The sequence below is a fragment of the Saccharospirillum sp. genome, assembly GCF_039982735.1.
Classification (GTDB): Bacteria; Pseudomonadota; Gammaproteobacteria; order Pseudomonadales; family Natronospirillaceae; genus Saccharospirillum.
The window spans coordinates 1-19480 of the sequence record NZ_JBDWXV010000018.1; the positions used below are offsets into that span (position 1 = coordinate 1).

14 protein-coding genes are annotated in these 19480 nt (G+C 54.9%); 7 read left to right on the forward strand and 7 right to left on the reverse strand.

Translation table 11 applies throughout. The features are described from left to right. Window positions 1–615: 615 nt before the first annotated feature. From ABJT94_RS15770 to gntR, 3 genes are all read left to right on the forward strand, one after another. Entirely contained in the window at window positions 616–2982 is a 2367-nt protein-coding gene (locus ABJT94_RS15770) for an ATP-binding protein (RefSeq protein WP_348476395.1), read from the forward strand. A gap of 58 nt (window positions 2983–3040) precedes the next feature. Further along, window positions 3041–3646 carry a response regulator transcription factor gene (locus ABJT94_RS15775; protein WP_348476396.1) on the forward strand — a complete coding sequence of 202 codons (606 nt, stop codon included), beginning with the start codon at window positions 3041–3043 and terminating at the stop codon, window positions 3644–3646. 155 nt (window positions 3647–3801) lie between these two features. After that, the gene (gntR, locus tag ABJT94_RS15780) at window positions 3802–4797 is read left to right on the forward strand and encodes a gluconate operon transcriptional repressor GntR (protein ID WP_348476397.1); all 996 of its coding nucleotides are present in this window, start codon (window positions 3802–3804) and stop codon (window positions 4795–4797) included. Window positions 4798–4935: 138 nt separating this feature from the next. On the opposite strand, the gene ABJT94_RS15785 is transcribed toward gntR, so the two are convergent. From ABJT94_RS15785 to ABJT94_RS15805, 5 genes are all read right to left on the reverse strand, one after another. Continuing rightward, window positions 4936–5472 (reverse strand): gluconokinase, encoded by a 537-nt coding sequence (locus tag ABJT94_RS15785; protein ID WP_348476398.1) that lies wholly within the window; start codon window positions 5470–5472, stop codon window positions 4936–4938. A gap of 1 nt (window position 5473) precedes the next feature. Then, a complete protein-coding gene (locus tag ABJT94_RS15790) occupies window positions 5474–6790 on the reverse strand; it encodes a TRAP transporter large permease subunit (RefSeq protein ID WP_348476399.1) in 1317 nt (438 codons plus the stop codon). Beyond that, complete coding sequence (locus ABJT94_RS15795) at window positions 6790–7350, reverse strand: TRAP transporter small permease subunit (protein WP_348476400.1); 561 nt, start codon at window positions 7348–7350, stop codon at window positions 6790–6792. Before ABJT94_RS15795 ends, ABJT94_RS15790 begins: the two co-directional genes overlap by 1 nt. Before the next feature lie 52 nt (window positions 7351–7402). Continuing rightward, window positions 7403–8416, reverse strand: a complete 1014-nt coding sequence (locus ABJT94_RS15800) for a TRAP transporter substrate-binding protein (RefSeq protein WP_348476401.1) — start codon at window positions 8414–8416, stop codon at window positions 7403–7405. Window positions 8417–8575: 159 nt separating this feature from the next. Beyond that, window positions 8576–10930, reverse strand: coding sequence for an NdvB protein (locus ABJT94_RS15805; RefSeq protein ID WP_348476402.1), 2355 nt, complete (start codon window positions 10928–10930; stop codon window positions 8576–8578). A gap of 125 nt (window positions 10931–11055) precedes the next feature. Between ABJT94_RS15805 and ABJT94_RS15810 the strand changes: the two genes are divergently transcribed. From ABJT94_RS15810 to ABJT94_RS15820, 3 genes are all read left to right on the forward strand, one after another. Next, window positions 11056–11919, forward strand: coding sequence for an SMP-30/gluconolactonase/LRE family protein (locus ABJT94_RS15810; RefSeq protein ID WP_348476403.1), 864 nt, complete (start codon window positions 11056–11058; stop codon window positions 11917–11919). A 294-nt stretch (window positions 11920–12213) separates the two neighbouring features. After that, window positions 12214–12420 (forward strand): cold-shock protein, encoded by a 207-nt coding sequence (locus ABJT94_RS15815; RefSeq protein ID WP_028671572.1) that lies wholly within the window; start codon window positions 12214–12216, stop codon window positions 12418–12420. A gap of 366 nt (window positions 12421–12786) precedes the next feature. Further along, complete coding sequence (locus ABJT94_RS15820) at window positions 12787–14649, forward strand: GGDEF domain-containing protein (protein WP_348476404.1); 1863 nt, start codon at window positions 12787–12789, stop codon at window positions 14647–14649. 24 nt (window positions 14650–14673) lie between these two features. Here ABJT94_RS15820 and ABJT94_RS15825 read toward each other — a convergent pair whose 3' ends face one another. After that, window positions 14674–15576, reverse strand: coding sequence for a transglutaminase family protein (locus tag ABJT94_RS15825; RefSeq protein ID WP_348476405.1), 903 nt, complete (start codon window positions 15574–15576; stop codon window positions 14674–14676). After that, window positions 15573–18188 (reverse strand): circularly permuted type 2 ATP-grasp protein, encoded by a 2616-nt coding sequence (locus ABJT94_RS15830; RefSeq protein WP_348476406.1) that lies wholly within the window; start codon window positions 18186–18188, stop codon window positions 15573–15575. The genes ABJT94_RS15825 and ABJT94_RS15830 overlap by 4 nt, the downstream gene beginning before the upstream one ends. Before the next feature lie 138 nt (window positions 18189–18326). Here ABJT94_RS15830 and ABJT94_RS15835 point away from each other — a divergent pair, with 138 nt between their 5' ends. After that, window positions 18327–19430 (forward strand): putative zinc-binding peptidase, encoded by a 1104-nt coding sequence (locus tag ABJT94_RS15835; protein ID WP_348476407.1) that lies wholly within the window; start codon window positions 18327–18329, stop codon window positions 19428–19430. Window positions 19431–19480: the final 50 nt, after the last annotated feature.

The following is a 19480-nucleotide window of genomic DNA, read 5'->3' on the forward strand; positions in this document are numbered from 1 at the left end:
TAAAAAGTGGTATCAGGCTAGCTCGTCGGGCTCATAACCCGAAGGTCGTAGCCGGAGCGCCGGCCGGTTAAATCCCGCCCCCGCTACCAAACAAAAAAGCCCGAACAGCAATGTTCGGGCTTTTTTAATGTCTGGTAAAAAAAGTGGTATCAGGCTAGCTCGTCGGGCTCATAACCCGAAGGCCGTAGCCGGAGCGCCGGCCGGTTAAATCCCGCCCCCGCTACCAAAACAAAAAGCCCGAACAGTAATGAGCAGGCTTTTTTATTGCCTGGTTAAAAGTGGCCTACAGTTAAATCCAGCTACAAAACATCACAAAGCCCGAACATTACGGTTTGGGCTTTTTGTGTGGGTAGGAAATGGGCTGGGTCTAGTGGGCTTGAAAGCCAGGATTCCCTACAGATGTCGGGTGAGCGCTGGGTTCATAGCAGATTACAATGTGCGCGTTTTTTGACATCTGGGGCGCAGAAGAAGCCTAACCGGTTTTATACTTGCCGGGCTTAAATCAATCGCCCCATATTGACAGCACTGTGAAAACGGGTCATTTTGCCCGTTACTCATCGTACCAGAGCCGGTAATTTATCGATTTGGCTCTGGTCAGAGGGACCTTTCACCGCTATGAATCTGCTTGCGTTCGGCCTGAGGACATTCCTACCCCACACCGGGCTGGTTACATTTGGCGGGCTATTCTGCCTCGTTCTCTTATTGGCTTACCCGGTTCAGGCTGAACGTCCCTCGGCTTCTTCACACTTGAATGTCGACCTGTCGATGCTGGACCTCGACCGCACGGATGTTCGCTACGCGCTCGCCAGCAACACCCACTCGACCGGTTTCATGCCTGCTCCAATAGGGCAGAAGCTGGAAGACGCACCCTACGAATTCAAGGGTGAGCAGGGGGCCGGTCTGACCGCAAATTTCAGACAGCACAGCCGATACTGGTTATCTGCGCGCGTTATTAATCAGACTGAGACCCGTGACTGGTACGTGCACATCAGTAATTTCGGCTTTCAGCAACCTCGCATCCTGATCAGGGACTGGGATGGTCAGACCATTCATACCATTGATAATACGGTGACTTCCGGAGCCACGGAAATCAATGCCATCGGACGTGCGGTCAGGGTCAGTCTCGAACCTGGCATGCCGTATCAGATCATGGTTGAGTTGTCCGCAAATCATGTTACCTGGAAACCCTACATCGGCCTGATGAGCGCAGACTTTTATCAGCCCTGGCAAATGCAGATGGATTTTGCATTCAAGCTGGCCATCGGGATCATGCTGGGCATTATTCTACTGGGTTTTGTTGCCTGGGCTTTGACGTCTGACAAAACGTTTTTCTGGGGTGCCGCATCCTCTCTGGTGATGCTGTGCTATTACCTGGAACATAGCAGCCTACCAGCGATTTTGGGACAAGCCAGTTACGAGAAAACGGCATTTTTCTGGTTGCTGGTTACGTTCTCGTTACTGACGATGACCGCCTTTGCCGCCAGTTTCCTGCAGATCAACCGACGGTCAGGGCGATTATACTCAGTGTTCTATTACACCGTACTGGCAACGATGCTGGTCGGGCTCGCTGGTACACAGCTTTCTTTCAACGCAAACGTACTTGTATATTCCCTGAACTATTTCGCGGTCTCGCTGGTTATTCTGGGGTCGGGCCTCTCCAGGGTTCGGTCACAGGGGCGTTATTACTGGATGTACATACTGGGCTGGCTACCCATGGTATTGTCGATGGTACAGGTGATCTGGGTCGTCAATGCCCCCCGGGGAGTCGTTGAGGAAATCGTCGTTTCCTACAAGATGATCCATGTTTTGTATATTCAGATTTTGCACATGGTCCTGCACATTGCCGCCATCGTTTTGCGTGTCAAAGCGCTGAATGAAGAAAAGCACCGCATGGAGCAGATCAGTCAGGCTAAGTCGCGCTTTATTGCGCACAGCAGTCACGATCTCAGTCAGCCTTTGCATTCGATGAATGTCTACATGGAATGTTTGAAACCCCATGTTCATGGCCAAGCTGGCAACGATCTGTTTGTACGGCTCAAAGAAACCCATCGCCAGATGAATGAATCCTTCAGCGCCATCATGGATCTGACCAAGCTGGAGTCCGGCGTGATCAGGCCAGGCCTTGAAATCGTGTCACTGGAACGTCTGTTTTCAAAGTTGCAGGGTGAGTATCTGGGGTTGGCCATGTCCAGGCGTCTTGGGCTGAGTTTCGAAGCCGAATCGTTGCAGGTGCGCAGTGATCCGGTCTTACTGGAGCGCATGCTGCGTAACCTCATTTCCAATGCTATAAAGTACACCGACGCGGGCAAGGTGAGGGTGGTTTGCCGTAACCTCGGCAACCAGGTGGTCATAGAAGTTATCGACACTGGCTGCGGTATTGCCAGTGAGGATCAGGAAGTCATTTTCGATATTTATCACCGTTCACTGGACGCTCCGGATACAACGAGCGGCTCTGGCATTGGTTTGTCGATCGTCAGACACATATCCCAGTTGCTGGATCATCCGGTGTCGTTAACGTCAGTGCCCGGTGAAGGCAGTTGTTTCGCGATCCATGCTCCGTTGGCGGAAGAAACGGCTCTGCGCAGAGATCCCGAAACATCATCAGCGAGAAACAGTAAGTTTGTCGTGGCACTGGTGCTGGGGAATACCGGTCTGAGAGATCCGGTGTGGGATCGGCTGAAACAATGGAATTGTTCGGTATTGATTTTCAACTCAGCGGACGAGGTGCTGCAGGCTGGAGTGCCGGTGGATATCGTGTTGTGTGACGACGCCAATCAGCGAGACATCGCTCTGTTATCTGGTCGAGCCGACGTTCTGACACAAGACTGCGTGGCCGCCTGTATTTGCAAACCCGGGTTCGCGTTGCCCGAGCACTGGGTTGCCTTGTCGGCGCCGGTGATACCCGCTCAGTTGCGCGCCCTATTGAACTTCGCTGCACGAAAGCGTCAGTCTCAGGCACCGCAAGCTGTCGCTGCCCAGTGAAACTTGACCTCATGGCTACCGTTCTATTAGCAGTAATGCGACCACAAGAGTCGAGATTATGACCGTGAAAATAGTGATTACTGAAGATCACGAGCTGTATCGGGATGCACTGGGTACTCTGGTGATTGAGGCATTTCCGGGCGTTCAGGTGATTGAATCGGGTGATTTTCCCACGACGCTCTCCTTGCTCGACGCCCATACAGACGTAGCTCTGGTGTTGTTTGACATTCATATTCCAGGCACCAGTGGCCTCAACGGGCTGAAAGAGATCAAAGCCCGTTATCCGGCACTTCCGCTGGTGGTGGTGTCTACGGTTGATTACCAGGCCAGCATCCAGCAGATGCTGCAGCTCGGAGCCGATGGTTTTATCGCAAAAACCAGTTCGCGCGCCATGATGGTTCGGGCGCTCAGAGATGTCATGGAAGGCGAAGTTGTTATTCTCAGTGGTCGCGACAACGACGACGTCGTAGCATTGTCACCCCGCCAGATAGATACCCTCGAATTACTGGCCCAGGGGCTCCCCAACAAGGAGATCGCAGCCAGACTTAACATTGCTCCCACCACAGTACGGGAATATGTCTCTGACATTCTGGGGCTGTTCAAATGCGATAACCGAACGCAGGCCGTCCTGAAAGCACGCCAGCTTGGTTTCATTCTGTATTAGTATCGTTACCTGGTATCCCGCATTAGGACGTTGTGGCCGAATGGTGATTGCCTTGATTTACCAGACGTAGACGCCAGTGATGTGACATCCGCGCCTGCATATGTCTCGATTAGGTGTATCATATTAGTCTTTACGGGTATGGATTAACTGATTTTGTGAAACACAGACGACCAACATTACAGGATATTGCTGACCGGGTAGGCGCTACCAAAATGACGGTTAGTCGCTGTTTGCGTACTCCGGATGCGGTGTCTGAGAACTTGCGACAACGCATTTTTGCGGCTGCAGAAGAGCTGGGATATATCCCCAATCGCGGCCCCGACATGCTTTCCAGATCAACCAGCCGAGCCATTGGTGTCTTGTTGCCGTCGTTAACCAATCAGGTGTTTGCTGACGTGATCATGGGTATTGAAAAAGTCACAGAACCGGCTGGCTACCACCTGATGATGTCCCATTATGGGTATAGTATTGAAACAGAAGAGCGCAGTCTTGCCTCCTTGCTGTCCTACAACGTTGACGGGGTGATATTGTCGGAAAGTCAGCATACCCAACGTACCATCCGCATGCTCGACACGGCAGGTATTCCTGCCGTTGAGATTATGGATTCGCGAACTCGTCCCTTTCAGCAGGCGGTTGGCTTCGATAATGTTGAAGCGTCCTACGACATGGTCTGTGAGATGATTCGACGTGGCCGTCAACAGGTTTTGTATCTGGCGGTTCGGCTCGATGCCCGCACTCTGCAACGCCAGGAAGGTTACCAGCGTGCAATGGCTGAACATGGTCTGACACCTCAGACACTGCGCATTACGTCCCGGTCCTCATACAGCGTGGGTGCCAGTCTCATGGCCAGTGTACTGGAGGAGTATCCGGAAACGGACGGCATCTTTTGCACCAACGACGATGTTGCCGTGGGCGCCTATTTCGAGTGCATGAAGCGTGGCGTAAAAGTACCGGAGCAGATGGCGATAGCCGGCTTTCACGGACACGACGTCGGTCAGGTAATGTCACCCCGTCTCGCCAGTGTCATAACCCCCCGGGAGGCCGTGGGTGAAAGGGCTGCGTACGAATTGATGGGCCGAATTCAAGGGCGGCCGTTTGAAAAACCGATTATTGATCTCGGGTATCGAATAGAAGCTGGCGGAACCATCTAATAGGATTCAAAAAATCGCCCTGCCTGTGTGCGAGTTACATCCTTGTAGCTCAACGGTTGGCGTCACCTGCAGTTTCATGGCAGGCGAGTCGGTCAAAATACGCAATGTAGTTTGCCTGAATCTGGCTGATTGATTGGTCTACTGTGGCCACTGAAGCTGTTCGTAACGAGTCTGTAACTTGCTCAAACAATCGCCTATCACCGCCTCTGCTGACTGAGCGATGTCAATGATCAGGGCTTCGGTTTCAGATGGAGCCTCCAGCTGCTCGAACTGACTTTCCAGCATCCTTCTTCCGGAAAAGTAGTGATCTTCGCGCTGTGAATGACGAGACCAGATGGTATCGATGTCTCCTTTGAGGTAAACAAACGTTGTGTCTGGTGCGGCGTGTCTCAATCGGTCGCGATAGTCGATCTTCAACGCCGAACAGGCGAGTACCAGACCGGGCTGACGCTGAATTAACGCGGCCAGGTCATTGAGCCAGTCGGCTCTGTCGGCATCGGAAAGCGGGATACCGCTGCTCATTTTTTCGATGTTAGCCTGGCTGTGGAAATCATCGGCGTCGAAAAAAGGCAGAGCAAGGGCCTCTGCGAGTCGCGAGCCCACCAGGCTTTTGCCGCTGCCCGATACGCCCATCACGATAATGCAGGGGGTGTTCAATCTGTTGTCTCTGGTCATATTATTCCCACCACAAGGCCAGTTGAGGAAAGGCGATGAGCAATGCCAGTGCAATCAGTTGTAAGCCGATGAAGGGCATCAGTGAGGTAAAAATATGGCCCAGGGTAATGCCTTTGGGCGCAACTGATTTTAGGTAAAAAGCAGCCGGGCCAAAGGGTGGAGAAAGAAACGACACCTGCATGTTCATGCAGAAGACAACGCCAAACCAGATAGGGCTATAGCCCAGTTCGATGATGATGGGCACAAAGATTGGCATGGTTAGCAGTGCCACACCTACCCAGTCGAGGAACATGCCCAGCACCAGCAAAATGACCATCATGAACAAAATGGTGGTCAGCCCATGGCCGCCGCTGACGGCGAAGATGGAGTCTCGAACGAATTCGATGCCGCCCATCAGGTTGTATACGCCGACCAGTGCCGTCGCGCCGATGCCAATCCAGATGATCATGCCGCAGGTACGCAGTGTGGTCATGGTGGCCTTGCGCACCATGTCGAAGGTCAGTTCGCCGCGGATCAAAGTGCTGATAGCTATGCCGACTGCGCCGAGTGCCGATGCTTCGGTAACGGAAGCGATGCCACTGTAAATGCTGCCCAGCACAGTCACGACCGAGAGAATCGGGAACAGTAGGGCTTTAATAAAGTTCGGGGCTGGGGCTTCTTCTGCTTCCTGCTCAGTTGGCAGGGGTGCCAGTGACGGATTCAGGCGGACGCGAATCAGTACGTAAGCGATGTACAACATGGCCAGAATAAAGGCGGGCAGAAAAGCACCCTTGAACAGATCGCCAATTGATACATTGGCGGTCAGGCCATAAATAATCAATACGATGCTCGGTGGCAACATGGTGCCCAGCGCACCGCCGGCACAGGTGGTGCCAATGGCCAGATTTCGGTCGTAACCCAAACGCAGCATTTGTGGCAGTGCCAGTATGCCGAGCAACACGGTTTCGCCACCGATCACGCCTGACATGGAGGCCAGAATCATCGCGACGACCAGAGTTTGTACGGCAACACCGCCGCGCAGTTTGCGTCCAAGACGGTTCATGGCGTCGAACAAGTCGCGGGCGATGCCGGAATGATCCAGCAACGCCGCCATTAACACGAACATGGGGACCGCCAGAAAAACGTAACTGCCAATGAAACTGTACATGCGACTGGTTACAATGCCGAGCGCCGGCGGGCCAAACCACCCGAGTGCGAAAATCAACGCGACAAAGCCAGTAGCAAATGCCAGCTGCATACCGGTTAATAGCAGCAGGATCATCAGAGAAAGCATCAGCAGACTGCCATATCCAATGCCGATGGAGGACAATTCAAACATCAGACGTTCCTCAGTTGGCGCAGGTCACGAATAAGATGCAACACCAGTTGCAGCGTCAGTACCGCAAAAGCGACAAGGATGAAAACTTTCAGATAGGCCGGGAATGGTGGGTTCCAGGCGGAGCCGCTGGTTTCCAGTCGAAAGGCCCCCCAGGGAGTAAAGACGGCCTTGCGAGCCATGGTCCAGCCGGCGTAAAGCATCATTCCGGAAAAGCCGAGACCGAGCAGATGATGCAGGATGCGCAACCAGCATTGGGCGCGTTCGGAAACGGAATCGTAAATCAGGACAACGCGAACATGTTTGTCTGAGGCAAAGGCGTAGAGACCGCCAAAAATAAACAGAGAGGCGCCGATAAATGTTGCGGTTTCGTGTACCCAGGTTGTGGGGTCGTCAAAAACGTAGCGCATGACGATCTCGTAAGTCGAGACAATGGCTACCACAGCAAACAGGATACTGAGCTTCGAACCGAGCCAGACGATGCCGCGGTCCAGCGCATTACTCGCGAGGTCTTCGTCGCGTTCTGCTTCGGGGAGAGGGAGGGTTTCAGGGGTATCGGGCATTGCTAGACTCCAGGCCCGGGGCAGTTCCCCGGGCTCCGATGAACTGGTCAGATTACAGCAGGCCCTGGGATTCAAGGTAAGCCGTTACCGATTCATACACCTTCTGAGCATTGGGTGACTGCTCGGCGTATCTTTCCCACTGGGTCCGAGCGATGCCACGGAACTTCATGCGTTCTTCATCCGACCAGTTGTGGATCGTGATCTCCGGGTTCGCACGGGCTTCTTTTACGGCATCAACATCAGCCATCGCCAGTTGGGTGCTGATGTCATAGGCAAAGTCACGCGTTGAGGTGGTGAAAATAGTTTGAATGTCAGCGGGCAATTCGTTCCACTCATCGAGATTCATGACCACTTCCAGCAATGGCAGGGAGTGGAAACCGGGGTAGACCGGGTGGGGTGCAACTTCGTGCATACCTGCCGCGTGGTTGGTTGAAAAAACGGTGTAATCTGCAGCGTCGATTACGCCTTTGCTCAGCCCGGTGAACACTTCGGAGCCTGGCAAGTTGACCGGTGAAGCGCCGGCGGCGGCAAATACCGACTGTACAAGGCCTTCAGGTGCCCGCAGTTTCAGGCCTTCCAGATCCGCTACGCTGTCCAGCGGTACGCTGGAAACAAAGGCTTCGAGGCCCGTGGCACCACCGCCAACAAACTTCACGCCATACGGCTCGTAAAGTTCATTCATCAGTTCATAGCCACCACCGTAATAGATATAGCTGATCAACTGGTTCGGGTTTGACCAGGCGCCTACGGTGTTGCCAATCAGGCCAAAGGCCGGGTCTTTACCGGAGAAGTATTCGGTAACGGAAATGTGACCGTTCAGAATGCCCGCTTCAATCGCATCCAGCGTTTCAGTGTGGCTGACCACGCTGCCCACCGGCATGATTTCGATGGAAACCCGACCGTCGGTCATGGCTTCAACGCGATCGGCCCATTCCTGTTTAATCTGGAAGTTCTTTACGCCGGACGGATCCGACGACTGGAATTTGAAATTGTACTCAGCGGCGAAAGCGCCCGTAGCGAGGGTTGATGAGACAATCCCTGCGATCAATTTAACGGCTGTGTTCATTGGTATCTCCTGCGAGGTTTGTTGTTATTGGTGCCTTATGTTACCGGTAACAATTTTATGCGATCTGCTTTGTTACCGGTAACTTTGGCGAGTCTATAGCAGGAACCTTTCGGTGACAATGTTTTATGGCGGCTGAATCGCCGCATCTATTGGAAAGGCTCAGCAGACGACTTTCACCTGGTATAGTTTGCCCGGGCGAATGTCGGTTATACAATCGCCTTCGAGGCGATGTCCGTCTACCCAAATGCCTTTCTGGTCTGACTCGGCCGTACGCAGATAGCGCACGCCGAAACGGGCCCCCCGGAATTGCCGAACCACCTTAACCTCGCCCCATTCTGTCGGCAGAGCAGGGCGAATCAGTAAGCCATCCTGCGTGCCTCTTAATCCGAAGAGCGACTCGATCAACGTTCGATAGACCCAGGCAACGGTTCCGGTGTTGAACAACTGACTGGACCGGCCAGCCGTGCGCGGAAACTGGTAATAGGCACCCCGATAATAGTTGGGAATATATACCGGCATTTGGCCGCGCTGGCGGTAGTCAGCATCGGAATCGCCGGGAATCATCTGTCGAATCAACCGGTAGGCACGATCCGTTTCACCGGTCTGATAAAGGCTGTAGGCATAGAAGGCCGCTGCGTGATTGTAAACCGATCCGTTCTCAGCCGAACCGGGGTGTTTCTGGGTGACCCGGCCCACGTCATCGCGCATGGCGGTGTAGGCTGGCGCAAACATCATGACGCCGTAGGGGGTTTCCAGCTGGGCTTCAATGGCTGCAATCATTGACGATTGCTGTGCTTCTGAGCAGGTACCGGCCAGAATCGCCCAGCTTTGCGGGTTAAGAAAAATGCGCCCCTCGGCATCGTCGCTGATGCCGAACGCGACGCCATCGTCGGTAATGCCCCGGCCATACCACTGGCCGTCCCACAGATGCCGGTTTACGGCTGTGTCGATCTCACCGGCGCAGGCAAGGCATTCCTCAGCAACGCCGCTGTCCCCCTGGTGCTGGCACACCTGCGCCCAGAGTTTAAGGGCATAGGAGGTCGCCACACTCAGCCAGCCAGACACGCCCTTGCCCTTGTAGCCGACCATATTCATCGGGTCGCACCAGTCGCCCTGGGCGATGTAGCTGAGCCCGCGTTCATCCCTCCCCTGCATCAGCCAGCGCATGGCTTGCGACATGCGGTCGAACACCGTGCTTTGGCCGTCACCCTGCCAATCGCTGACCAGTTGTGACAGTAAGTCGTAATCACCGGTTTCAGCAAGGTAGGCCTGCAACGTAATCGGTAGCCAGACACAATGGTCGGTATGGGGTATCTGGTTGATGTATTTCAATTCTGTCTCGGCGCTCAGGCGAATGCCATCAGGCATCGCACCGGATGCTTCCTGCTGACTGAGGGCGTAGACCAGGGCGTCACGGGTAACCCGGGGGTTGATATAAACCATACCCAATGCATCTTGCAGGTAATTCCGGGTTTGCGGATCCATGCTCAGCCGGTTTACATCGCCGTGATAAAACACCTGGCGTGGCAGCCAGTGGTTAACAACATCGTTCAGCAGGGCATCGGGTGTTTCGATATGGAGCACGCCTTCTCCCTGGCCAATATAGCGGGCATAACGGGATTGAACCTCGCTGAAATCCGGGGCGCTGAAATAGCGCTCCCGAATCTGTCGAATGTGTGCCGCATCCCGTGCCGGGCCGATCAGAAAACGGTACTCCTGCTGGCCTCCCGGTTCGAGTTCAAGCCGGTATTGCAGGGCTGCAACCGGTGATTCGTAAAGCGCGTCTCCCTTTGACAGCGTTGCCTGTTGCACGCCATCCGGCCGGTGCAGGCCACCTTCGCCCTCAAACTGTTCACGCTGGGTCTCAAAGCTCAATGGTGGCTGGTCGTGCAGAAAATAGGTGAGCTCCTGAAAGTCTCTTTGTTTGAAATAATCATCTACTTTCTGATAGGGCGTGACGTACCGCGCAACGATGCCGCCCAGATCTTTGCAGTAGCTGGCTGACTGATTCATCCAGCTCATATAGCCAAAGGGGGTGTACGGGTAAAAGCTGAGCGCTCGCGTCCGGTCGGATTCGTTGATCAGTTTTACCTGCCACAATTCGACCACGTCGTCCTCGGTCAGGCTCAGGGTCAGTTCAATGTTTATACCGGAGTAGAGTATGCGCCAGCGAATGTCACTCTGGCCCACCGAAAACACAAAGCGGTCCGGTGTGGCCCGAACCGGCTCATAGGGTGCGGAAAAGAGTTCGCCGCTGCGTTCATCCTTAATGTAAAAGAACCGGCCCGGATGATGAGCGTAGTAAGGTTGCTCGGGCTGCATGAAGGTTCTGGCTTCAAGGTTGGGCGCATAGATGTACTTGGCCGGTTCAGGCTGCATGAACTGTGCAGTGGCAAAACCCCGGCAGTTCATCTGTATCATCATTTTCGGGTTCCAAAGGAATCCGGCAGCGCGTGGCATGGTGGTGGGGCTATTTAACTCAAAACGCTGGCCAGCCTCGGTGGCTTTTATCATTGTTATGGCTCCTGGTGCCTGTTCAGTGCGAGCAAGGTAAGCGGTCTGGCTTGTAATGTTACCGGTAACTCCGTAGAGTTTACTGAAATGAAACCGGTTACACAAGCCAGAGGAATCCAAGCGTCATGTCCGCACCGAGTGTTTTTGATGACCGTTGTTGTCAGCTGGGGGAGGGGCCCTTGTGGCACCCACGTCGACAACAGCTGTTCTGGTTCGACATCCTGGAAAACCGGCTGCATAGCCGTCAGCGGGGTGAGGCAATAAGCTGGTCGTTTGATGAGGCGGTCTCGGCGGCAGGCTGGATCAGTAAGACCGAGTTGCTGATTGCCAGCGAGTCCATGCTGTTCAGGTTTGATCTGATCAGTGCTGAACGGGTTCCCGTGCACTCGCTTGAAGCCAATAACCCTGCAACCCGCAGTAATGACGGGCGGGCCGACCCCTGGGGCGGGTTCTGGATCAGCACCATGGGCTGGCAGGGAGAGGTAGGGGCAGGCAGCCTCTATCGGTATTACCAGGGTGAACTGAAAAAGCTGGTGTCTGATCTGAGCATCCCCAATGCCATCTGTTTCGCGCCAGATGCCACCTGTGCCTACTGGACCGACACCGCCGAGGGGCAATTATGGCGTCAGCCACTCGACCCGGTTCATGGCTGGCCCTCAGGCGACAAGCAACGCGTGATCGATTTTGCTGCCCAGGGGCTTAACCCGGACGGCGCTATTGTGGATGCCCGGGGCGATATCTGGAGTGCCCAATGGGGCGCTGGCCGTGTCGTTCGCTACAGCCCGGAGGGCAGAGAGCAGCAGGTGGTAACGCTGCCGACCCCGCAAACAACCTGTCCTGCTTTGGGCGGGGAAGCGCTGGATACACTCTATGTAACGACGGCTGCCCAAGGGCTGGAGGCAGATGATGGGTTGGGCGGGAGGGTGTTTCAGTACCCTGTGGGTATTCGTGGCCAGGCTGAGCACCAGGTAAGGCTGGAAGGGGGGTGAATTTCATCACGGGATAACGCCTTCAACATTTTTTTGAAAGCCCAAATGTAATCAAATCAAGCAGTTAGAACCAGCGTTCGAAATATTTGCGTTTGGGTGCTGAGAAACCTTTGACATCATCGGTGGAATCTATATCCTTGGTCACAGCTTAAAAAGAAAGACGCAAGATAGTTTAATTGCTCCATGCCGGTTTAGTTTTATTCCTGCCTTGAAGTTCTTAAGTACGTCAGCTCCAATTTTTATGCTAAAAGAGCTCAATTTCGGGCACAATTGTTAATTGATAGGAATACGACTATGTCTACAGTAACTGGCACCGTTAAGTGGTTTAACGAAGCAAAAGGTTTTGGTTTCATCGAGCAGGAAGGCGGCAAAGACGTTTTCGCACATTTCAGTGCTATCACTGGCTCTGGCTTCAAAACCCTGACCGAAGGCCAAAAAGTTGAGTTCACCGTAACTCAAGGCCAGAAAGGTCCTCAGGCTGAGAACATCACCCCGCTGTAAGGGCTGATTGATTCTACGAAAGGCTCTGCTTAGGCAGGGCCTTTTTTGTATGTGTCTCATTTATTAAGCAGTAAAGAAGCAAAGCTGTAGTTCAGGCGGCTTTCTTAACGAGCCAAGGCTTTACAGTATTTCTGTTTTCAGTGTAAAACCTAGACAAAAGTTCTACATAGCCCATCCCCACCGGACTTTGATTTTGCCAAGAAGTCTCGTACACTGTTTCAATCATCTGTTTTTCAATCTCCGGTCGGATGAATGTTGGCCGTGAGTCGCCAAAGCCGGCCCATTGAGCTAATGTAAGATCACTGTGAAGGCCTGTGTGTAGTTGTGACACCCCTTTAACCGTTTTTGCAAGAGGTCACCAGTTCGATGCGACGCGAGTCTGACCTATCCTGGAAAACCTTTCTGGAGATGATTTCCAGTCTTTCTGCGCAGTTTGTTGCGACGCCTCATCACAAAGTCGACAAGGTTATTCAACAGGCGCTGGATCGGGTTGGCCGTTATTTCAATGCTGACAGAAGTTACATCTTTTTGTTTTCAGACGATGCCCGGCTGTGCAGCAATACCCACGAATGGTGTGCCGAAGGGGTGACTGAACAGATCGAAGGTTTGCAGAACCTCGAAGCGGACATCTTTCCAAACTGGCTGCGTTCGTTCAACGACGCAAAACCGGTTCATATTCCTCAGGTAAACGACATCCCCTCCGACAGCGTTGAGTACGGCATACTGGCACACCAGAGCGTGCAGTCGGCTCTGATGGTACCCATGAATACCAAAGATGGCCTGTTTGGGATGTTAGGGCTCGATCTGGTGCGCACCCACAAATCCTGGAGCGATGACGAAATAGCGGCCATACGGCTGTTGGCGGGCAATATTTGCAGCCTACTGCAACGCCAGCGTGCCGAGCAAAAAATTGATCGTCTGGCATTTTTCGATACGCTAACCGGGCTTGCCAACCGGTCACTGATTCGCGAACGCATTCGCCAGAGTCTGCGATCCAGCCAGCGTTCATCGCTTTACAATGCGCTGATTATTATTGATCTCGATCGTTTCAAGTCGTTGAACGAGGAATACGGGCATCTTTGCGGTGACGAGCTGCTCAGCCAGATGGCGGAGCGATTGCGACGCTTTATTCCGGAAAGCGATTCACTCGCCCGGCTAGGTGACGACGAGTTTGCGGTGCTGGTTGACAGCGTTTCTTCAGAACTGACTGATACCCTTACCCGTGTTAAAAAACTGTGTGAAACATTAAATGAGGTCTGTACGGAGCCTTATGAGCTTGATGGTCAGCGGGTTCACGTCAGCATCAGTTTCGGCATCAGCATTTTCGACGGAGAAATTACCGACGTAGAAGTCCCGTTGCGACAATCTGACATAGCCATTCGCCGTGCCAAGGCATCCGGTGGTAACACCATTCGTTTTTACGACAACCACCTCGAAGTTCTGTCAGTCCAGCGAACCAGCCTATTGCACGACATGAGACAGGCCCTGCTGAATGATCAGTTCGAACTCCATTACCAGGTATTGGTTGACGCCAACCAGAAGCCGGTTGCCTGCGAGGCGCTGGTGCGTTGGAATCACCCGGAACGGGGGCTGCTATTGCCCGGCGTTTTTATTCCGTTCGCTGAAGAGAGTGGCTTGATCGTCCGCCTTGGTCGAAAGATTCTCAGCCTGGCCTGCGAGCAACTTCAGAATTGGCAGGATGACCCTTTGCTCGGCCAGTTGCCAATGTCGGTCAACATCAGCATGAAGCAATTCAGAGACCCGGGCTTTGCCAGCTTTGTTGCCAGCCTGGTCGACTTTCAACCCCAGCTTTGCAGGCAGTTGAAACTCGAAATAACCGAGTCTCTGCTGGCCGTGAACCTCGACGATGTCATCACAACCATGGATAAGCTGGTGGCGCTGGGGCTGACGTTCTCGCTCGACGATTTTGGCACCGGCTATTCATCGCTCTCCTACCTGCGCAGCTTGCCGCTTTCGCAGTTGAAGATTGACCGCAGCTTTGTGCGCGAAGTCGCCGAACAGGCGCAATCCAGAGCCATTGCTCAAACCATTCTGACACTCGGCACCAATCTCGGCCTCGATGTTGTAGCAGAAGGGGTTGAAACACCGGATCAACGCGACGAACTGGTGGCTATGGGGTGTCGAATCTTTCAGGGATATCTGTTTGCCAAGTCGTTGCCGGCGGCCGAGTTTGAGGCGTTGGTGCGCTCTGAGAACATTACCGGGTAAATTTTTCCGTTTGATCGCTGCCTTTCAACTCTCCAGTGGTAGCACATCCACCTCAACCGTCAGTTCATGCGCGCCGCCGCCATTCATCACGCCGCGCAAGGGTGTGACATCGCCGTAGTCCCGGCCCCAGGCCAGGGTGAGATAGCGTTCACCGGGCAGGCTGCCGTTGGTCGGGTCGATATCGAGCCAGCCCCAGTTCGGAATGAAGACGCTTAACCAGGCGTGACTCGCATCAGCGCCGACCAGCTTTTCCTGCCCCGGTGGGGGAAAGGTTTCCAGATAACCACTGACGTACCGCGCTGCCAGGCCAATTGAGCGCAGGGCGCCAATCGCCAGGTGGGCGAAATCCTGACAGACACCTTTGCGGTCTTTCAATACATCGTCCAGGGGCGTGGCCAGCGTGCTGTACTCTGAGTCGTAGCTAAATTCCCGGTAAATTCTCTGGTTCAGGTCCAGCACCGAGTCACATAGGGAACGTTGCGGCGTGAAGCAGTCGAGTGCGAACTGTCTCAGCGATTCGCTGCGGTGAATGAACGGCGAGTTCAGGGTGAACAGCCGCGCCTCCAGACTATCCGGGTCTATTGCTTTTGCGTCGCCACCGCGGCCCGGTGCCAGTTGTTCAACCACGGCTTCCCAGGCGGTATGTACCACATCTCCAGCAGGAGCTGGCCGGGGTTGTGTGGTGATTTGGCTGCGAATCGTAACCTCCAGGCTGTCGTGGATGTCCTGAATGGCGAAGTAGACGATACGATTGTCAAAGAAATCGAGCCGCTCATGCTGTCGCAGGGGCGTGGGCGATATCGACAGCCGAGTGTTCTTGCAATGCTGATAGTCAAGGTCTTTGGGCAGCAGGCGCGCTTCGTTGTGGCTGAGCGTCACCGGACTGCTGTAGTCGTAATGGGTGGTGTGGCGCAACTGGTATTTCATGTGTCGGATCCTTGCAGGGTGACCAGTTGTTTCGGCGTTTCTGCATGGCTAAAGTGGCTGTGCGAAATGGCATCCGACAGGGCACACAGTGGTGTCAGTAGCTGGTCGAGCAGGGTTTCCAGCGCAGCCTGTGCTTTGGTTGAGTTCTCCAGATCAGTCAGTGTATCCAGGTCGACCAGGTGCAGGTAGCTGGTGGCCTGAATGATCAGACGGGTTTCCTGGCTGCGAAAGGGGGTGGTTTCCGGGTGGGGCAGATGTTCGATCTGGGTTTCCAGGCGTTTCAGCATGTAGCCCACCGAGCGGGGGTTGGTTTCATCAAACAACAACAGATCGAGAATGGCAGCCGGGTACAGTTGCGACCGGTAGCGGCGCCGATAAACCGTTAAGTTATCGGTCGTGGCCAATACCGTTTCCCATAGATCGGTGCCCGGTTTGCTGGCGCTGATCATCGCCAGTTTCAGCAATTCCAGGCTGGCGATGCAGCGTTCGGTAATGCGGCCAATATCCATAAAACGCCAGCCGAAGTGGTGCGGCATGGTCTCGTTGCAGAGCCCGAAGAAGGCAGCCAGCAGAGTGATAATGTCTTCCAGTTTGCGCTGTCCGGCGTTGGCGCCCTGGGTGTTGGGCAGGTCACTGAAGGTCTGATGCAGGGTGTTGATGGTGCGCCAGGCATCGTCACCGAGGTGGTCGCGTACGGCACGGCTGTTACGCAACATGGCGTTGAACATTCTGGGCAAGCCTTCGTCGTCGGCATTCTGAAACAGCCCCAGCAGGCTCTTGCGCAATATCATGAATTGTTCGACCGCTGGTGGATGCTCGCCGGAGGGTTTTATAGCCGGGTCGCGTTCCGGGTCCAGAGCTTCCGGCAGATCCAGTTTCAGCGCGGTATAGAGATCGGGCAGCAGGGTATCGGCCAGGCGCAACTGGCCTTCCTCGACCAGGCTGGTGAGCGATTCCCGCATCAGGCGCGAGCGGTTGTCCAGACGTTCGCCGTAGCGACCAATCCAGAACAGGCTTTCGGCCACCCGGCTGGGTAAATCCATCCCGTCACGGGTCACCAGAATGGGGCCCTTGGCGCGTTGCAACAGGCTGACATGGGGTTGAGCGACCGGTGACAGTACCCAAATATCCTTGACGATGGTGCTTTCCATCACCGGCGTACCCGGCTCAGCCACCCAGGCCAGGCCGCCGGGCATGATGCGATGCTGACGATTTTCCGGATCGGATGTGCCATCGCCCGGGTCTGCCAGTGCGAAAAACCGCAGAGAGACGGGTTGTGGCGTTACCTTGTTGTCTTTCAGGTTATAGCTTGGCGAAGAGGCGGGTTTTAGCGGTTGCTCTGCCACATAAAGATGTGGCGCCTGCAGGATCGATTGGTGCAGGCTTGCCAGGGCGTCGGGCATCAGTTCAGCGGGTTTGATGGTCTGGGTGACGTCGTTCACGGCCCGTATCTGCCAGACGCTCAGGTCGTTCAGCACGGTACTCAGGTAATTCGGTTCACCGCACCACAGCACGTCGCGGCCAGCCAGTTGCAGGGGCTCACCAAGCAGATACTGGCACAAGCCCGGCAAAAAGGCGGCCAGCGCCGGGTGCTCCAGAACCCCGACGCCCAGGCTATTGGCTATGGCGACTTCCCCACGCCGGGCAGCCTGCATCAGGCCGGGAACCCCCAGCAACGAATCGCCGCGCAGTTCCAGTGGGTCACACCAGGGGTCGGTGATTTGCCGGACGATAACATCAACGGCCTTCAGGCCACCCAGGGTGCGCATCGACACCTGGCCATCCCGCACCACCAGGTCACCGCCCTCGACCAGTGAGAAATTCATGTAGTTGGCGAGCCAGGCGTGTTCAAAGTAGCCCGAACTGCCCGGGCCAGGGGTGAACAGAACTATATTGGGGTTCTCGCGACGGTGCGGCGCCAGTTCCGACAGACAGCGATGATATGCCTGCAGAAAGCCAGCCAGGCGGCTCAGGGGCGCATCCCGGTAAAGTCGAGACAGGGCGCGCGAGAGAATAATGCGGTTTTCCAGAGAATAACCGACGCCCGAGGCAGCCTGAGTCCAGTCGCCCAGCACGCGCCATTCGCCGTGCTCGTTGCGCATGACATCCATGCCCTGAAAAATCACCCGGGGGCGCTCATACAGGTTGCCGCTGTCTGCGGCCGGGAACAGCCAGCCCGGGTGGGTATAAATCAGTTCGGGGGGCAGAATGCCGTCTTTGAGCACGCGCCGCTCGCCGTATAGATCGGCCACCAGGCATTCCAGTAGCCGGGCCCGTTGCTTCAGGCCCTGTTCCAGCATGGTCCAGCTTTGCGGGCTGATCACATACGGGATCGGGTCCAGTTGCCAGGAGCGCAGCTTGCGCACCTCGTCTTCGTAAACGTTGAAGGTGACCCCGTTTTCATAGAGGAGGTTCTGGGCTTCCAGGGTGCGTTGTTGCAGGCCATCCAGCCCCAGTTCATCCAGTTCTTCGACCAGCGGCTGCCAGCGTGCCCGGAATTGGCCCTCGCGGGTGACCAGGTCATCGTACTGATGCGTGCCCTGTGGTCGTTCGGCCTGGTAATCCGCTAGTAGTTGTTGCAACAGGGGGCTGTACGGGGCTGAATTGCGCATGATCGGTCTGTGTCCGCTGGACGATCGGTAAGTGGTTGTGCCGGGTTTACGGGCTGTTTCTCCGAAACCGCTTGAGTCTGGCTGGTAAAGGTTATATCTATGGATGATAAACCAACAGCACCCGACTGAGTACATTATATGCAATTGTTCCGGTGCGAATCCTGTGGTCATCGGGTTTACTTCGAAAACACCCAGTGTACCCAGTGCGGCACGGCGCTGGGGTTCGACCCCGACCGCTTCGAGATGTCGGCAATCAGACCGCTGGGGGATGGTCGCTGGCAGTCTGTGGCGACCGGCTGGCGAGGCAGTGGCGTTTATCGTCAGTGCAGTAATTATGCGGTGCAGGGCGTGTGCAACTGGCTGCTGCCGGACGGGTCACCCGAAGATTTTTGCGTGGCCTGTCGTCTTAACCAGACCATCCCTGACCTCAGTATTGATTCGAATAAGGTGCTCTGGGCGCGGCTGGAAACTGAAAAACGTCGTCTGGTTTACAGCCTGCTGAAACTGAACTTGCCGCTGACGCCCAAAACCGATGAACAACAAGGGTTGGCGTTTCAGTTTCTAGCCGATACTGCGCCCCGGTTTAACGAAAGTGGCCGTGTGATGACTGGCCATGAAGACGGCGTTATCACCCTGAACATTGCCGAGGCCGATCCGGTTGCGCGAGAGGCCATGCGTAGCCAGATGGCCGAACCCTATCGCACCATGTTGGGGCATTTTAGGCACGAATCCGGGCATTATTACTGGGACCGACTGGTCTGGAATACTCCCTGGCTCGAGTCGTTCAGGCAGTGTTTTGGCGATGAACGACAGGATTACAGCCAGGCACTCGATACCTTGTACAGCCAGGGCGCGGTTGCAAACTGGCAGGAGCATCACGTTAGCGCCTACGCCAGTGCCCACCCCTGGGAAGACTGGGCGGAAACCTGGGCTCACTACCTGCACATGGTCGACACTCTGGAAACGGCCTACCAGTTCGGGTTGAGCCTGCAACCCAGGGTGACCGAAGACGCCGAAACGAGCGCCGAACAGGACTTTAACCCCTATTTTGATACGCACATAGATCGTCTGCTGGAGCACTGGCTACCATTGACCTATGCTCTAAACAGTTTGAATCGAAGCATGGGACATGGCGATTTATACCCTTTCGTGCTTTCACCCGGTGCAGTGCGCAAGCTCAGTCTGGTGCACGATATCATTCACCGTGCGACGCCACTCCTCACCGCCGAATCATTGGTTTAGCCAGCACTAACTGGCGTAGCAATTGCTACGTCAAACTCATACTCTCAAGG

What these genes read in the sequence shown, in the direction of transcription:
- ABJT94_RS15820 (WP_348476404.1), top strand. Translation starts at nt 12,787, where the DNA reads ATGCGACGCGAGTCTGACCTATCCTGGAAAACCTTTCTGGAGATGATT.
- ABJT94_RS15785 (WP_348476398.1), bottom strand. Translation starts at nt 5,472, where the DNA reads ATGACCAGAGACAACAGATTGAACACCCCCTGCATTATCGTGATGGGC.
- ABJT94_RS15790 (WP_348476399.1), bottom strand. Translation starts at nt 6,790, where the DNA reads ATGTTTGAATTGTCCTCCATCGGCATTGGATATGGCAGTCTGCTGATG.
- ABJT94_RS15775 (WP_348476396.1), top strand. Translation starts at nt 3,041, where the DNA reads ATGACCGTGAAAATAGTGATTACTGAAGATCACGAGCTGTATCGGGAT.
- ABJT94_RS15800 (WP_348476401.1), bottom strand. Translation starts at nt 8,416, where the DNA reads ATGAACACAGCCGTTAAATTGATCGCAGGGATTGTCTCATCAACCCTC.
- ABJT94_RS15830 (WP_348476406.1), bottom strand. Translation starts at nt 18,188, where the DNA reads ATGCGCAATTCAGCCCCGTACAGCCCCCTGTTGCAACAACTACTAGCG.
- ABJT94_RS15835 (WP_348476407.1), top strand. Translation starts at nt 18,327, where the DNA reads ATGCAATTGTTCCGGTGCGAATCCTGTGGTCATCGGGTTTACTTCGAA.
- ABJT94_RS15825 (WP_348476405.1), bottom strand. Translation starts at nt 15,576, where the DNA reads ATGAAATACCAGTTGCGCCACACCACCCATTACGACTACAGCAGTCCG.
- ABJT94_RS15810 (WP_348476403.1), top strand. Translation starts at nt 11,056, where the DNA reads ATGTCCGCACCGAGTGTTTTTGATGACCGTTGTTGTCAGCTGGGGGAG.
- ABJT94_RS15795 (WP_348476400.1), bottom strand. Translation starts at nt 7,350, where the DNA reads ATGCCCGATACCCCTGAAACCCTCCCTCTCCCCGAAGCAGAACGCGAC.
- ABJT94_RS15805 (WP_348476402.1), bottom strand. Translation starts at nt 10,930, where the DNA reads ATGATAAAAGCCACCGAGGCTGGCCAGCGTTTTGAGTTAAATAGCCCC.
- ABJT94_RS15815 (WP_028671572.1), top strand. Translation starts at nt 12,214, where the DNA reads ATGTCTACAGTAACTGGCACCGTTAAGTGGTTTAACGAAGCAAAAGGT.
- ABJT94_RS15770 (WP_348476395.1), top strand. Translation starts at nt 616, where the DNA reads ATGAATCTGCTTGCGTTCGGCCTGAGGACATTCCTACCCCACACCGGG.